General features: G+C 61.5%; 15 protein-coding genes. 11 read left to right on the plus strand and 4 right to left on the minus strand.

What is annotated here, in order from left to right; all coding sequences use genetic code 11:
* Nucleotides 1-36: 36 nt before the first annotated feature.
* Nucleotides 37-303, plus strand: a complete 267-nt coding sequence (locus ABLV49_RS21005) for a helix-turn-helix domain-containing protein (RefSeq protein WP_349282234.1) — start codon at nucleotides 37-39, stop codon at nucleotides 301-303.
* A 3-nt stretch (nucleotides 304-306) separates the two neighbouring features.
* Entirely contained in the window at nucleotides 307-1,644 is a 1,338-nt protein-coding gene (locus ABLV49_RS21010; protein WP_349282236.1) for a type II toxin-antitoxin system HipA family toxin, read from the plus strand.
* Nucleotides 1,645-1,707: 63 nt separating this feature from the next.
* Here the strand turns inward: ABLV49_RS21010 and ABLV49_RS21015 are convergent, their stop codons facing one another.
* A complete protein-coding gene (locus ABLV49_RS21015) occupies nucleotides 1,708-4,119 on the minus strand; it encodes a TOTE conflict system archaeo-eukaryotic primase domain-containing protein (protein WP_349282238.1) in 2,412 nt (803 codons plus the stop codon).
* A 198-nt stretch (nucleotides 4,120-4,317) separates the two neighbouring features.
* Between ABLV49_RS21015 and ABLV49_RS21020 the strand changes: the two genes are divergently transcribed.
* From ABLV49_RS21020 to ABLV49_RS21060, 9 genes are all read left to right on the plus strand, one after another.
* Entirely contained in the window at nucleotides 4,318-5,355 is a 1,038-nt protein-coding gene (locus ABLV49_RS21020; protein ID WP_349282240.1) for an IS110 family transposase, read from the plus strand.
* A gap of 346 nt (nucleotides 5,356-5,701) precedes the next feature.
* Nucleotides 5,702-6,079 (plus strand): IS66-like element accessory protein TnpA, encoded by a 378-nt coding sequence (gene tnpA / locus ABLV49_RS21025; protein ID WP_349282242.1) that lies wholly within the window; start codon nucleotides 5,702-5,704, stop codon nucleotides 6,077-6,079.
* A complete protein-coding gene (gene tnpB / locus ABLV49_RS21030) occupies nucleotides 6,076-6,417 on the plus strand; it encodes an IS66 family insertion sequence element accessory protein TnpB (RefSeq protein ID WP_349282244.1) in 342 nt (113 codons plus the stop codon). The genes tnpA (ABLV49_RS21025) and tnpB (ABLV49_RS21030) overlap by 4 nt, the downstream gene beginning before the upstream one ends.
* A 33-nt stretch (nucleotides 6,418-6,450) precedes the next feature.
* On the plus strand, nucleotides 6,451-6,921 hold the full coding sequence (locus tag ABLV49_RS21035) for a transposase (protein WP_349282246.1): 471 nt from the start codon (nucleotides 6,451-6,453) through the stop codon (nucleotides 6,919-6,921).
* Nucleotides 6,819-7,951, plus strand: a protein-coding gene (locus ABLV49_RS21040; RefSeq protein WP_349282247.1) for an IS630 family transposase whose coding sequence is annotated in 2 segments (ribosomal slippage) — nucleotides 6,819-7,251 and nucleotides 7,251-7,951 — 1,134 coding nt in all. Because the reading frame shifts where the segments join, the coding sequence is not laid out codon by codon here. The genes ABLV49_RS21035 and ABLV49_RS21040 overlap by 103 nt, the downstream gene beginning before the upstream one ends.
* On the plus strand, nucleotides 7,905-9,224 hold the full coding sequence (tnpC, locus tag ABLV49_RS21045; protein WP_349282249.1) for an IS66 family transposase: 1,320 nt from the start codon (nucleotides 7,905-7,907) through the stop codon (nucleotides 9,222-9,224). The genes ABLV49_RS21040 and tnpC (ABLV49_RS21045) overlap by 47 nt, the downstream gene beginning before the upstream one ends.
* Before the next feature lie 72 nt (nucleotides 9,225-9,296).
* On the plus strand, nucleotides 9,297-10,541 hold the full coding sequence (locus ABLV49_RS21050) for a site-specific integrase (RefSeq protein ID WP_349282251.1): 1,245 nt from the start codon (nucleotides 9,297-9,299) through the stop codon (nucleotides 10,539-10,541).
* Nucleotides 10,538-11,464: a tyrosine-type recombinase/integrase gene (locus ABLV49_RS21055; protein ID WP_349282252.1), complete on the plus strand. Its 927-nt coding sequence runs from the start codon at nucleotides 10,538-10,540 to the stop codon at nucleotides 11,462-11,464. Before ABLV49_RS21050 ends, ABLV49_RS21055 begins: the two co-directional genes overlap by 4 nt.
* Nucleotides 11,461-12,465 carry a tyrosine-type recombinase/integrase gene (locus ABLV49_RS21060; protein ID WP_349282253.1) on the plus strand — a complete coding sequence of 335 codons (1,005 nt, stop codon included), beginning with the start codon at nucleotides 11,461-11,463 and terminating at the stop codon, nucleotides 12,463-12,465. Before ABLV49_RS21055 ends, ABLV49_RS21060 begins: the two co-directional genes overlap by 4 nt.
* A gap of 45 nt (nucleotides 12,466-12,510) precedes the next feature.
* Here the strand turns inward: ABLV49_RS21060 and tnpC (ABLV49_RS21065) are convergent, their stop codons facing one another.
* The 3 genes from tnpC (ABLV49_RS21065) to tnpA (ABLV49_RS21075) all read right to left on the minus strand — a co-directional run bounded on the left by tnpC (ABLV49_RS21065) (nucleotide 12,511) and on the right by tnpA (ABLV49_RS21075) (nucleotide 14,852).
* The gene (gene tnpC, locus ABLV49_RS21065) at nucleotides 12,511-14,052 is read right to left on the minus strand and encodes an IS66 family transposase (protein WP_349282255.1); all 1,542 of its coding nucleotides are present in this window, start codon (nucleotides 14,050-14,052) and stop codon (nucleotides 12,511-12,513) included.
* Nucleotides 14,053-14,136: 84 nt separating this feature from the next.
* On the minus strand, nucleotides 14,137-14,478 hold the full coding sequence (tnpB, locus tag ABLV49_RS21070) for an IS66 family insertion sequence element accessory protein TnpB (RefSeq protein WP_349282244.1): 342 nt from the start codon (nucleotides 14,476-14,478) through the stop codon (nucleotides 14,137-14,139).
* Nucleotides 14,475-14,852 (minus strand): IS66-like element accessory protein TnpA, encoded by a 378-nt coding sequence (gene tnpA, locus ABLV49_RS21075; RefSeq protein WP_349282242.1) that lies wholly within the window; start codon nucleotides 14,850-14,852, stop codon nucleotides 14,475-14,477. Before tnpA (ABLV49_RS21075) ends, tnpB (ABLV49_RS21070) begins: the two co-directional genes overlap by 4 nt.
* Between the last annotated feature and the right edge of the window lie 180 nt (nucleotides 14,853-15,032).

A 15,032-nucleotide genomic window follows, 5' to 3' on the forward strand; every position in this document is an offset into this window, starting at 1 on the left:
CTGTCTGACGCCGCCCACCTGACCACGAGACCCCGCATGAAACAAATCCTGTCCGTTGCCGACCAGGCAGGCCCGCTCCTGCAGGCAGCCCGAAAATCGGCCCGGCTGTCCCAGACCGCACTGGCCCGCCGCCTGGGCATCAGCCAAAGCCGCATGTCAGCGATGGAGCTCGATCCGGGCTCCATCAGCCTGGCGCAGTTACTCGCCATGTGCTCCGCGCTGCGCCTGGAGTTGGTGGTGCAGACCAAAGGGCGCCCGGGTGATGACCTCGGCAATGCGGCGCTTACCGAGCCGGAGTGGTAAGCCATGGGCCGCAGATCCCATTCGCGCGCCCTGTCCGTGTGGACCAATGGTCAGCGCGTGGGCACCTGGAGCCTTCCGAGCCGCGGCGACATGGAATTCACTTACGACGCCAAGTGGATGAACTCGCCGGGCGGACGCCCGCTGTCGCTGTCGCTGCCCTACACCGGCGAGCAGGCGCTCAGGGGCGAGCGTGTGCACAACTTCTTCGACAACCTGCTGCCCGACAGCGAACCGATTCGCAGGCGGCTCGCTGCGCGATTCAAGACTCAAAGCGCCGGGGCCTTTGACCTGCTGCAGGCCATCGGCAGGGACTGCGTGGGCGCGGTCCAGCTGCTGGGCGTGGACGAGTCGCCCGCGGACATCACCCGCATCGTCGGCACGCCGATGCGTGAAGAAGACATCGAGAAACTTCTCATCCAGACGACGAGCACCGGACCCCTGTCCAACCTCGACGATGGCGAAGAGCTGCGCATTTCGCTGGCCGGCGCCCAGGAAAAGACCGCCCTGCTTTGGCATGACGGCGCCTGGATGCGTCCCCACGGCTCGACGCCGACCAACCATATCCTGAAGCTGCCGCTCGGCCTGGTGGGCCAGCGCAAGGCCGACTTCAGCACCTCGGTCGAGAATGAGTGGCTGTGCATGCATTTGCTCGCCGAGTATGGCCTGCCGGTGGCCAACACCACCCTGCTCACGTTCGGCCGCCAGAAAGTGCTCGGCGTGGAGCGGTTCGACCGCCGGCTGCATTCCTCCGGGACGTGGCTGATGCGCCTGCCGCAGGAAGATTTCTGCCAGGTCAAGGGCGTGCCGTCACACCTGAAGTATGAAAGCGATGGCGGGCCCGGTCTGGCGGACCTGGCCGGGGTGCTGAGCGGCTCGGTGCAGGCCGAGCAGGATCTGGCCACGCTGCTCAAGAGCCAGGTGCTGTTCTGGATGCTGGCAGCGCCCGACGGCCACGCCAAGAATTTCAGCATCCGCCTGCTGCCCCAGGGCCGTTACGCGCTGACACCGCTGTACGACGTGATGTCCATCTGGCCCGTGGAAGGCCGCGGCGCGAGCCAGTTCTCGCTGCACAAGGCCAAGCTGGCGATGGCGCTGCTGGGCAAGAACAAGCACTACCATTTCAAGGATGTCCAGCGTCGGCACTTCAACAGCACGGCCGCCAGGTGCTTCCAGCGGCCAGACGCGGAAGACCTGATCGGGCAGGTGCTCGAACGCACCCCGGCGGCCATCGACAATGTCGCCAGCAAGCTGCCCAGGGGCTTTCCTGAAAAAGTCGCGACCTCCATCTTCCAGGGCCTGCGCAGGTCGGCCGAGCAGCTGGACCGCATGCCCAGGCAGTAGCACACCGGGCCAGCAAGGCCCGCCGTGCCGAGTTCGACCCGCAATGTCACCATCGACCTGTTTTCAGTTGGCGGCCAGACACTCCAGCCGCATCTGTGCCGGTACTGGGTTGATCGTCGGCTCGGCCATCCGGTAGCCCATCGCCCGGTAGCCGCGCTGGCGCTTGTCCCACATTCGCAGCAACGCGGGGTGGCCTGTGTCCACGAAGTCGACGATGCGCACATCGGTCTTGGTCGCGTGGTCACGGTGCAGGCGACCGGCGTACTGCTGCAGGGTGCCCTTCCACGATACCGGCATGGCCAGCACCAGCGTGTCCAGCGCGGGATGATCGAACCCTTCGCCGACCAGCTTGCCCGTGGCCAGCAGGATGCGGGGGGCATCGGCTGGCAGGTCATCAAGCGCAGCAATCAGCTTGGCGCGCAGTTTTCTGGGCATCCGGCCGTGCAACGCAAAGGGCGGTGGCACCTTGCCTTCAAGGGCCGCCACGATCGCATCGAGGTGCTCGGTGCGTTCGGTCAATACCAGCACTTTTCTGCCTTGCCGATAGGCGCTCTGGATCTCAAGGGCAATCGCTTCGGTTCTGTTCTGGTCGTTCGCCAAGTGGCGGAAAACATCCTGGATGCCAGACGCCGAAGGCATGTCCATGCGTGCCTGGCAGTAGCGTGGCGAGACTTCCAGATCGTGCGGCGCACCCGACGGTCGGGCTGCCGTGTAGCGCAGCGGACCACACTGCATGAAGATGATAGGCTGCTGCCCATCGCGGCGGATGGGCGTGGCGGTCAGCCCATGAACAAACTTGGCCTTGACCCTTTGAAGTATGGCGTCAAAGCTCAAGGCCCCGACATGGTGGCATTCGTCGACAATCACCTGGCCGTAGTGCGCCACCAGAGGGTGGACTTCGCCTTTTCGGGACAACGACTGCATCACGGCAATGTCGATCTGGCCAGTGGGTCTGGCGGCGCCGCCCCCAATGACGCCGATCACCTCCTTGCCCACGCCCAGAAAAGTCTGCAGGCGCTCTTGCCACTGCTTGAGCAACTCCGTGCGATGCACCAGAACCAGGGTGTTCACACCCCGGCGGGCAATGAGATCGGCGGCCACGACCGTCTTGCCAAACGCCGTCGGCGCGCACAGCACCCCAGTGTCATGAGGCAACAGGCCTGCGACCGCAGCCTCCTGGTCCAGGCGCAGGATTCCCTTGAAGCTGACATCAAGGATCTGGCCCCGACAGCGCTCATCGTGCAACGCGCAGGCGATGCCGTTTTCCAGCAGCAGCGCCTGCGCAGCCTCCAGGCAGCCACGGGGCAAAGCAATGTGCTGAGGATAGTTTTGCGCACAGCCAATGATGCGGGGCTTGTCCCACACCGACATTCGCATCGCTTGCGCCTTGTAGAACTCGGGGTTCTGGAACGCAGCCAGGCGGATGAGCCTGTTGGCCAGGGCTTGAGGCAGGGCTGCCTTTTCAAAATAAATCTGATTGGCCACCGTCACCGCCAGTAACGCAGGCATCTTCCCGGGCAGTTTGCGGGTAGCGGGAACAGCCGGCAGCCAGGGAGTCGCCAAGTCCTCGTCGTCCACAAAGGTCACGTCGAGCGGGTGCGCGCCGCCTGTCGCCCGCAAAATGGTGGGCTCGATATTGCCGGGCTCCATCTGCTCGATGGATGCCAGAAACGCCCACTGGTCCGGGTAAGGTATCAGCGCTTCATCGACAAAGACGCTGCAGCCATTCTCGCGGGGCTTTTTTTGCAGCGGCAACGCGATCAGGTTGCCAAATCCACCCTTGGGCATGGTGTCCTGGTTCGGGAACAGGCGATCGTAGGACGCCAGCTTCAGCTGCCGGGTCCGCGAGCAGGTATGGCTGATGATGGCGGTACCCAGGCGACGGGCATCGCGGGCCAACACGTTGCCTTTGAAGAACACCCATGCGTGCGCGCCTTTGCCGGAACGGGAGATCTCCAGAGCCGCTGGAACCCCCAGGTCACGGCATGACTGCATGAAAGCCAAGGCGTCTTCCTGCCACTGGGCTTCGTCGAGATCGACGGCAAGAAAGCAGCAAGTGTCATCTTCCAGCAGCGGATACACCCCGATGGTGTGCTGGCCGGCAAGGTGTTTATAGACTACCGGATCGCTCAGCGGTATGAGCGATCGATGGGCGCAGTCGCCGCATTTGATGCGAGGCTTGTCGCAAACGCCTGCCTGCCATTCATTGGCGCAGGCTGGCGAGTAGCCCGACTTGCCGCTGGCCTTGCTGTCCCAGCGCACAGGATAAACATCGGTTCGGCCACGAAACAGGCGCCGAAACATGGCGACCTTGGCATCGACTGAATAACGAACGAGACCTGCTGGTTCTTCAGTCGAAGTCGTGAAATCAGGTTTTTGAGGCGCAAGTCGCCATTCAAGGCCATGCTGCTCCAGCAGCGCAACCAGGCGGTTGTTTTCCGCCTGCAACGCTGCCAGTGAATCGCGCTCAGTCATGGATGGTGTATCCAGTCAACAGGTCTCTCATCTTTCTCCCCACCCGGCAGGTGCACTACTCATTCGTGCAAGCAGGGGCAGTCAAAGTCTACGCTGATCCAACGTAAGCAATGGGATGAACGCCCCCACCCATAACGGCATCGTTGTGCCAAAGTGGAGACGTTGATCAACCACTTGAACTGAGAAGGGGCATCCACCATGAAGCTTACGACTTTTGGCATTGACCTGGCAAAAAACGTCTTTCAGGTCCACGGAATTGATGAGCATGGCAAGGTACTCGTGAAGAAGCAGCTTCGTCGAGATCAGATGGCCACGTTCTTTGTAAACCTCCCGCCGTGCCTGATTGGAATGGAAGCCTGTGGCAGCGCGCATCACTGGGCGCGCAAGCTCCAGGCGATGGGCCACACGGTCCGCCTGATGGCGCCGCAGTTCGTCAAGCCGTATGTCAAGTCCAACAAGAACGATGCCGTTGACGCCGAGGCCATCTGCGAGGCAGTAGGCCGACCCAACATGCGCTTCGTGCCGATCAAGAACGTGGAGCAGCAGGCAGTGCTCGCGTTGCACCGGGTTCGCCAGGGTTTCGTGAAAGCGCGCACCGCCCAGGCCAACCAGATTCGCGGGCTCCTTGGGGAGTTCGGCCTTATCGTTCCCCAGGGTATTGGTTACATCACCACGCGGGTTCCTGAACTGATCGAAGACGCTGAAAACTCACTGCCGGGCTCTTTCCGCCAGCTTGTCCAGCGGCTGCTTGACCATCTCAAGGAGCTCGACCGGCAGGTCGAAGAAATTGAGGCGCAGATCCAGGCATGGCATCGAAACAGCGAACTCAGCATGAGGCTCGCGCAGGTGCCTGGTATCGGCCCCATCACGGCAAGCGCTCTGGTCGCCTCCGTGGGAGATGCGAAGAACTTCGACGACGGCCGGCAGTTGGCCGCGTGGCTGGGCCTGGTGCCCCGGCAGCACTCTTCTGGAGGCAAATCAAACTTGCTGGGCATGAGCAAGCGTGGCGACAGCTACCTTCGTACTTTGCTGATACACGGCGCGCGCTCGGTCATCTACCGTGCCGGGCAAAAGGCAGACCCGTGCAGCTGGATCAATTCAGTGGTTAAACGGCGCAACAAGAATGTCGCGGCAGTCGCGCTGGCCAACAAGAATGCCCGAATCGTCTGGGCGTTGCTGGCCCACGGCCGGTGCTATGAGAAGGGCTACCGCAAGGCGGTCGTCGAGGCCGACTGACCGAAGGCTCACCACGTAAAAGCAAAACGAAGCGAGGGAGGAATACCACCGATTGCTCAGGCGATCATGAAGTGATGGCAAGACAGGTTAGACCGTGGTTGACAAAGCCCGTGCCAGCCGGGGCACCCAGAGTGCGTGTAAGCGATTGGGCGTCAACCAGCAAATCCCATCAGGGACCGCAGTCAAGAACTGCACTCAGAGTCCGAATGTACGGGAGCAATCTTTACCTTTGCGTCGTCATGAATTGAGAGGCTGGCATAGGGGGCGTTCATGTACGGCTGGGCATCCCATCTTGAAGGACTGCGAATAGGTTGAGATAGTGTGCGCGATGAACATCATGCACACCATGGCGAGTAAGACTCGCACCACCCAGGTCCCCAAGCGCCGGTTCTACAGCCCTGAACTCAAGCTGCAGGTTGTCCAGACATGCGCGCAGCCTGGCGCGTCCATTGCTGCAGTAGCCCTGCAACACGGCATCAATGCCAACATCGTGCACCGATGGATACGTGAGCATAGCCAGGGAACGCTGGTCATTGAGCCACAGGCGTTTGTGCCGGTCACCTTGAGCACGGAGCCCGAACCCGTTGCCATCCAACCTGTGGCGGTGGCGGCCACGGCAGAAATCCGAATGGAATTGCGGCGCGGCACCTCCTCGGTGACGGTGATGTGGCCGAGCGAACTGGCAAGCGATTGTGGCGCCTGGCTGCGCGAGTGGCTACGATGATCCGCATTGACGCGCTGTGGCTGGCAACCACCCCGATAGACATGCGCATGGGAACGGAGCGTTTGTTGGCACGGGTGGTGCAGGTGTTCGGGGCGGCCCAGGCCCATCATGGATACCTCTTTGCTAACGCCCGTGGCAACCGCATGAAGCTGCTGCTGCACGATGGCTTTGGCATGTGGTGCGCGGCCCGGCGGCTCAATCAAGGCGGGTTTGAATGGCCACGCGCTGGCGCCGATAGGGCCACCTCGATGACGCTGACAAAGCAGCAATTCGATGCCCTGGTGTTGGGACTTCCGTGGAGCCGGCTGGAACAAATGCAGTCCATTACGCGGGTGTAGGAACGCTGTCCTTTAACGCTGTAAAAAGGGCAATTGGAGGATGCCCTGATTCTCTTTTTTGTGTGGATTTTGCACAATCCACGCATGCTCCGCGTGGACCAACTCAGCGCCCAAGACTTTGTCGGTCTGAGCCCTGGCGCCGCTGCCGAATTGGCCGCCCGTGTGTTGGCACACGTTGGCGAGCAGAGCCGGCAAATCGAATCCCAGGCCCAGGCCATCGGGTTCAGGGATGCCAAGATCGCAAGCATCACCTTTGAGCTGCGCCGCCTCAAGGCCTGGCGCTTCGGTGCCAAGACCGAATGCATGTCTGCCGAGCAGCGCCAGTTGTTTGAAGAAACGCTGGCAGCCGACCAGGCAGACCTAGTGTCGCGTCACGAGAAGTTTGACGCGGACAATGGGGGATGGAACATTACAAAGTCACCTTGTCAGAGCAGGAAAGAGCCGAGTTGCAGGGCATCGCAGGCAAAGGCACGCACGCGGCGTCCAAGGTCATCAATGCCTTGATACTGCTCAACTGCGACCAAGCTGGGGAACGCACCGAGCGACCCCGCACTTGCGACATCGCAGCCATGCTGTGCGTGAGCGAGCGCAAGGTGGACCGGGTGAAAAAGAAGTTTGTCCTGGAAGGCCTGGATCCGACCCTGAACCGCCAGCCCTCCAAGTGCGAATACGACCTGAAGATCGATGGCCGCCTGGAGGCGCAGCTGCTCGCCCTGAGCTGCTCGGCGCCACCCGAAGGCTGTGCTCGCTGGTCGCTGCGGCTGCTGGCCGACCGGCTGGTCGAGCTGGAGTATGTGGACAGCGTCTCGCACGAGACGGTGCGCCGGGCGCTGAAAAAAACGAACTCAAGCCCTGGAGGAAGGTCGGCTGGGTGATCGCGCCGCAAGCCAGCGCCGCCTTCGTGGCCGCCATGGAAAAGGTGCTGGACCTCTACAGCCGGCCCTACGATCCAAAGCACCCGGTGGTGTGCATGGATGAGACGCCCCGGCAACTGATTCGCGAGACCCGCGAGCCCATTGCCGCAGCTGCTGGCCGGCCCGAGCGCCATGACTACGAGTACGAACGCTGTGGCGTGTGCAACGTCTTCATGGCCAGCGAGCCGCTGGCCGGGCGGCGCCTGACCAAGGTCACCGAGCGCAGAACCAAACTGGACTGGGCTGTATTTGTGCAGGACATTGCTGCCAGCTACCCCGACGCCGAGCGCATCACGCTGGTCATGGACAACCTGAATACGCACACAGCGGGCTCACTGTACGAGGCGTTTGCCCCCGGGCAGGCCAAGGCGCTGTGGGACCGCTTCGAGTTCGTCTACACCCCGAAGCACGGCAGCTGGCTCAATATGGCGGAAATCGAGATCAACGTGCTCGTCAAGCAATGCCTGAGCCGGCGCATCGACAACATCGAGACCGTGCGCAGCGAGGTCGCTGCCTGGCAAGCTCGCCGCGACAACCTTCAGGCCAAAGTCAACTGGCAGTTCACGACCAAGGATGCCCGCGTCAAGCTCAAACCGCTTTACCCGACAACTACTTCGTGACGCGACACTAGAGGCCCAACTCGCAGCACTGAAGGCGGCCTCCAAAGAAACGGGCAACACGCCAGAGCCCGACACCCGACGTCAGCCAAAGCGTCAGGCCCTGCCCGAGCACCTCAAACGGATAGAGCACCACCATGAGCCGGAGAACACGACCTGTGGCTGCGGCGAGGCGATGGTGCGTATCGGCGAAGACGTGAGCGAGCGCCTGGACATCATCCCCGCTCAATTTTTCGTGCACCGCCACATCCGCGGCAAGTGGGCCTGCAAGTGCTGCCAGACCCTGTTGCAAGAACCGGTGGAGCCACACATCATTGACAAGGGGATGCCCACGGCCGGTCTGGTGGCGCACACTACGGTAAGCCGCTTCGTTGACCACATTCCGTACTACCGCCAGGAGCAAATCAACGCCCGTTCCGGCGTTCACACACCGCGTTCCACGCTGGCGTCGTGGTCCGGCCAGGCAGGTGCAGCCTTGCTGCCTCTGTATGCGGCGCATCGGGAGTTTGTTCTCAGCTGTGCAGTGGTTCATGCCGACGAGACGCCGGTGGCCATGCTGGATCCCGGCGCGGGCAAGACCAAACGGGCCTACGTCTGGGCTTATGCCAGAGGCGGATTTGATGTTTCACCCGGCGTGGTGTATGAATTTTGCCTGGGCCGAGGGGCCAGGTACCCGCTGGAATTCCTCAAGGGCTGGTCGGGCACGCTCATCTCCGACGGGTACGGGGTGTACGACCAGGTCCTGAAGCAGGAAACCCGCATCGGCGCAGCTTGTTTCGCGCACGCACGTCGAAAGTTTGATGAACTGGTCAAGGACAACCTGAGTCCGGTGGGCACGCAGGCCCTACAGCGCATGGCAGCGCTCTACCAAATTGAGCGCCAGGTCAAAGGCTTCTCGGCTGAGGATCGGCAGGCCATCAGGCAATCGAGCTCCAAGCCGCTTTGCGAGGATCTGCACGCCTGGTTGAAGCTGGAGCGCCAACGCGTGCCCGAGGGCGGTGCCACGGCCAAGGCGATTGACTACAGCCTGAACCGCTGGGAAGCGCTGACAACTTACCTGGCCGACGGCAACGTCCAGATTGATAACAACCATCTTGAGAATCTGATTCGGCCATGGGCAATGGGGCGCCGGGCATGGTTGTTCGCAGGCAGCGAACTTGCCGGCCAACGTGCCGCCATCATCATGAGCCTGGTGCAGTCGGCCCTATGCCGGATGCGGCATAGTGCCGACTACGCCGACCGCCGAACTATGCCGAATGGGCTCGCTTCTTCCTGAATTCTCCGTAGTCGGCATGTGATCGGTTCGGCATAGTTCATCCTGCCTCCGTCCTCAACAACGGAGAATTTGATGACTAATACGGCAGAGTATTTGAGCCGGAGCCGGCTGTTCCGGCGCCTGAGAAGCGGCACCCACGGGCATCTTGTGGAGTTGTACGCGGCGCGTCTTGTCGAGGTTGGGCTCAGTAGACACGGGACTTGGCGTTCTCTCAACGTGGTCGGCAATCTCTTGGCCTGGATGACAAGCCACCGGACTAAGCTGAGAAGTCTTGATGAACGCATGGTCGAGCGCTACCTGCGACACCAAGGAGCAAAGCGGACCATCCAATTCGACGACCGGGCCGCGCTGAAGCGGTGGCTGCTGACACTACGTGCCGTCGGCACAATTGCGCCGGCGCCGGTCCCGATGAACACGCCGCTACAGCAGATTTTCGCGGAGTTTGGCGACTATCTGCGAAGCGAGCGCGGTCTGACAGTAAAGACTATCGCGCACCATCAGCCTGCGATCCGTCGGTTCCTGTTTGAAGTCTGTCCCGGCGGCGTCAGCGATCTCGGCAAGATCAATCAGGACGAGGTGATTCGCTATGTCGAGTGTCACGCCCAGGATGGGAGCCCGAAGTCCGCCAAGTTGATGTGCTGGTCGCTGCGAGCGTTTCTCCGATACCTTCATCACACGGGATTGAACCCGCACGCATTGGGCGGCTGCGTTCCCTCGATCAGGCAATGGAACCTCGTAGGCCTCCCGACTTATCTTTCTGCGGCGCAGGTTCAGAAGGTTTTGGACAGTTGCGACCGGGCATCCGCGGTAGGACGACGTGATTTCGCCATTTTGCTGATGCTTTCCAAGCTCGGCCTGCGGGCTGATGAGGTCGCCACCCTCACTTTGGACGACATCGACTGGAGAGCTGGCGAGATGCTCGTTCGCGCCAAGGGCCGGCAGCGCGCCAGGATGCCGATTGCGTCAGACGTCGGCGCAGGGATCGCCGCCTATCTACAGGACGGTCGACCCAAGTCCCCCTGCCGTCAGCTATTTCTTCGCAGCCTTGCGCCCCACACCGGATTTTCGTCCGCCAGCGCAATCACGATGATCGCCAAGACCGCGCTCAAGCGTGCCGGCATCCAGGGCTACGCGCACCAGGGTGCCCATATTTTCCGGCACAGCCTGGCCACGGAACTCCTGCGCTCTAGTGCAACTTTGTCGGAGATCGGCCAGCTGCTGCGGCACAAGAACCAGGACACCACGCGGATCTACGCAAAGGTTGATATCGAGGCGCTCCGCACATTGAGCTTGCCGTGGCCGGGAGGTGAGCAATGACGGATCTACATTCGGCACTGCAGCGGTACCTGAGTATGCGCAAAGGGTTTGGATTCAAGTACCAGCATCAGACACGACGGCTCGCCGACTTCGTCGACTGCATGGACAAACGCAAGGCCACGACCATCACGTCGAAACTCGCGATGGAGTGGGCGACGCTACCGCCCGGCCGGCATGCGTCCTGGGCATTGCGGCTGACGGATGTTCGCGGCTTTGCGCGCCATATCGCAAGCTTCGATCCGAAGACGGAAGTGCCCCCGGTCGGAATCCTGCCGGGCCTGAAGCGTGCCAAGCCCTACGTCTATAGCGATGCAGAGATCGATGCGTTGCTGGCAGCAGCCCTGTCCTTGCCGCCATCAGGTGCTCTGCGCCGCTGGACTTACCACTGCCTGTTCGGACTCATCGCGGTGACGGGCATGCGTTTGTCCGAGGTGATCGGCCTTCAACGTGACGACGTCGACCTGGACGCCGGTGTGCTGACGATTCGACTGACCAAGTTTGGGAAGTCACGACTCGTACCCGTGCATCCAACGACAAGCGCAGCGCTACGCAATTACACGCAACGGCGCGATGCCCATCTAACAACGCGCCGCGACCCACATTTCTTCGTTGCGGAGCGAGGCGGACCACTGTTGCGTCAATACGTTCATAGCGTCTTCTGGCAGTTGTCGCGTGAGACTGGTCTGCGGCGTCCTGGCGATCACACGGGACCACGCATGCACGACTTTCGGCACCGATTCGCCATTTGCACGCTGTTGGGCTGGTATCGCGAAGGCAGCGATATCGAGAGGATGCTCCCAATGCTTTCCACCTATCTTGGCCACTCCTGCGTGCGGGACACCTATTGGTACCTCTCGGCATGCCCGGAGCTGATGCAAGAGGCGGCGCAGCGTCTTGATCGAAGGTGGGAGAGTCAACCATGAAGCCCGTCGGCTGCAACCTCGCCCCGCTCGTCGAGCGCTACTTTACCGAACGGCTTATCCGTCAGCAAAACGTTAGCGCCAATACGATTGCATCCTACAGAGACACGTTCAGATTGTTGCTCAAGTTTGCAAAGGAGAGGCTTCGCAAGGATCCCTCTGCCCTGACCCTCGATGAACTGGACGCGCCTTTCATCGGCGCGTTTTTGACCGATCTCGAGATGAATCGCGGCACCAGCGTCACGACACGCAACCTGCGCCTGACCGCCATCCGCTCCTTCTTCCGCTTCGTGTCCTTCGAGGAGCCGGCTCACAGCGCCCTTATCCAACGCGTGCTCGCAATACCGAGCAAGCGACACGATAAGCGTGAAGTGAATTTTCTGACGCGTTCCGAGATCGAAGCCGTCCTTGCTGCGCCCGATCGCGTGACGTGGATCGGCCACCGTGATCACACATTGCTACTGCTCGCGACCCAGACCGGCTTACGCCTCTCCGAGTTGACCGGCTTGCGCAGGGAGGCTATTCATCTCGGCACCGGTGCGCATGTTCGGTGTGTGGGCAAAGGCCGCAAGGAGCGATGTACCCCACTGACGAGATACGCCCAGATCGCGCTTCAGGCGTGGCTCAAGGTGCCGGCGCGGCGTGGCGCCATAACCTTGTTCCCCAACCTGCACGGAGGCCAGCTCAGTGCTGATAGCGTCCAGTCGCTGCTGGCTAAATATGTGGGCGTCGCCAGCAAGACATGCCCATCGCTGGCATCCAAGCGTGTGTCACCGCACGTCCTGAGGCACAGCGCGGCAATGGAGCTCCTGCAGGCGGGCGTCGACTGTTCGGTGATCGCGTTGTGGCTCGGTCATGAATCAATCGAGACCACGCAGCTCTACCTTCATGCCCACCTCGCCCTCAAGGAGGCAGCTCTCGCAAAGCTTGAGCCATACAAGCAATGCAAGCGCCTTCGCTTCCGCCCTGAGGATCACCTGCTCGCCTTTCTCGAGGCACTGTAAGCGGTCAGACTATGCCGAACCGATCACATGCTGACTACGGAGAATTCAGGAAGAAGCGAGCCCATTCGGCATAGTTCGGCGGTCGGCGTAGTCGGCACTATGCCGCATCCGGCATAGGGCCGACTGCACCAGGCTCATGATGATGGCGGCACGTTGGCCGGCAAGTTCGCTGCCTGCGAACAACCATGCCCGGCGCCCCATTGCCCATGGCCGAATCAGATTCTCAAGATGGTTGTTATCAATCTGGACGTTGCCGTCGGCCAGGTAAGTTGTCAGCGCTTCCCAGCGGTTCAGGCTGTAGTCAATCGCCTTGGCCGTGGCACCGCCCTCGGGCACGCGTTGGCGCTCCAGCTTCAACCAGGCGTGCAGATCCTCGCAAAGCGGCTTGGAGCTCGATTGCCTGATGGCCTGCCGATCCTCAGCCGAGAAGCCTTTGACCTGGCGCTCAATTTGGTAGAGCGCTGCCATGCGCTGTAGGGCCTGCGTGCCCACCGGACTCAGGTTGTCCTTGACCAGTTCATCAAACTTTCGACGTGCGTGCGCGAAACAAGCTGCGCCGATGCGGGTTTCCTGCTTCAGGACCTGGTCGTACACCCCGTACCCGTCGGAGATGAGCGTGCCCGACCAGCCCTTGAGGAATTCCAGCGGGTACCTGGCCCCTCGGCCCAGGCAAAATTCATACACCACGCCGGGTGAAACATCAAATCCGCCTCTGGCATAAGCCCAGACGTAGGCCCGTTTGGTCTTGCCCGCGCCGGGATCCAGCATGGCCACCGGCGTCTCGTCGGCATGAACCACTGCACAGCTGAGAACAAACTCCCGATGCGCCGCATACAGAGGCAGCAAGGCTGCACCTGCCTGGCCGGACCACGACGCCAGCGTGGAACGCGGTGTGTGAACGCCGGAACGGGCGTTGATTTGCTCCTGGCGGTAGTACGGAATGTGGTCAACGAAGCGGCTTACCGTAGTGTGCGCCACCAGACCGGCCGTGGGCATCCCCTTGTCAATGATGTGTGGCTCCACCGGTTCTTGCAACAGGGTCTGGCAGCACTTGCAGGCCCACTTGCCGCGGATGTGGCGGTGCACGAAAAATTGAGCGGGGATGATGTCCAGGCGCTCGCTCACGTCTTCGCCGATACGCACCATCGCCTCGCCGCAGCCACAGGTCGTGTTCTCCGGCTCATGGTGGTGCTCTATCCGTTTGAGGTGCTCGGGCAGGGCCTGACGCTTTGGCTGACGTCGGGTGTCGGGCTCTGGCGTGTTGCCCGTTTCTTTGGAGGCCGCCTTCAGTGCTGCGAGTTGGGCCTCTAGGTCTGCCTGGTCGGCTGCCAGCGTTTCTTCAAACAACTGGCGCTGCTCGGCAGACATGCATTCGGTCTTGGCACCGAAGCGCCAGGCCTTGAGGCGGCGCAGCTCAAAGGTGATGCTTGCGATCTTGGCATCCCTGAACCCGATGGCCTGGGCCTGGGATTCGATTTGCCGGCTCTGCTCGCCAACGTGTGCCAACACACGGGCGGCCAATTCGGCAGCGGCGCCAGGGCTCAGACCGACAAAGTCTTGGGCGCTGAGTTGGTCCACGCGGAGCATGCGTGGATTGTGCAAAATCCACACAAAAAAGAGAATCAGGGCATCCTCCAATTGCCCTTTTTACAGCGTTAAAGGACAGCGTTCCTACACCCGCGTAATGGACTGCATTTGTTCCAGCCGGCTCCACGGAAGTCCCAACACCAGGGCATCGAATTGCTGCTTTGTCAGCGTCATCGAGGTGGCCCTATCGGCGCCAGCGCGTGGCCATTCAAACCCGCCTTGATTGAGCCGCCGGGCCGCGCACCACATGCCAAAGCCATCGTGCAGCAGCAGCTTCATGCGGTTGCCACGGGCGTTAGCAAAGAGGTATCCATGATGGGCCTGGGCCGCCCCGAACACCTGCACCACCCGTGCCAACAAACGCTCCGTTCCCATGCGCATGTCTATCGGGGTGGTTGCCAGCCACAGCGCGTCAATGCGGATCATCGTAGCCACTCGCGCAGCCAGGCGCCACAATCGCTTGCCAGTTCGCTCGGCCACATCACCGTCACCGAGGAGGTGCCGCGCCGCAATTCCATTCGGATTTCTGCCGTGGCCGCCACCGCCACAGGTTGGATGGCAACGGGTTCGGGCTCCGTGCTCAAGGTGACCGGCACAAACGCCTGTGGCTCAATGACCAGCGTTCCCTGGCTATGCTCACGTATCCATCGGTGCACGATGTTGGCATTGATGCCGTGTTGCAGGGCTACTGCAGCAATGGACGCGCCAGGCTGCGCGCATGTCTGGACAACCTGCAGCTTGAGTTCAGGGCTGTAGAACCGGCGCTTGGGGACCTGGGTGGTGCGAGTCTTACTCGCCATGGTGTGCATGATGTTCATCGCGCACACTATCTCAACCTATTCGCAGTCCTTCAAGATGGGATGCCCAGCCGCTTACACCTATTCGGTGACTTCTGGACATTCATTGAAATTGGCTACCAGCCATACGTCCCGCTGGTTTACGTGGTTTCAACTGCCGGAAATAGGTTGATGCCAGAAGTC

Origin of the sequence: Polaromonas hydrogenivorans, from assembly GCF_040105105.1 — a bacterium.
Classification (GTDB): Bacteria; Pseudomonadota; Gammaproteobacteria; order Burkholderiales; family Burkholderiaceae_C; genus Polaromonas; species Polaromonas hydrogenivorans.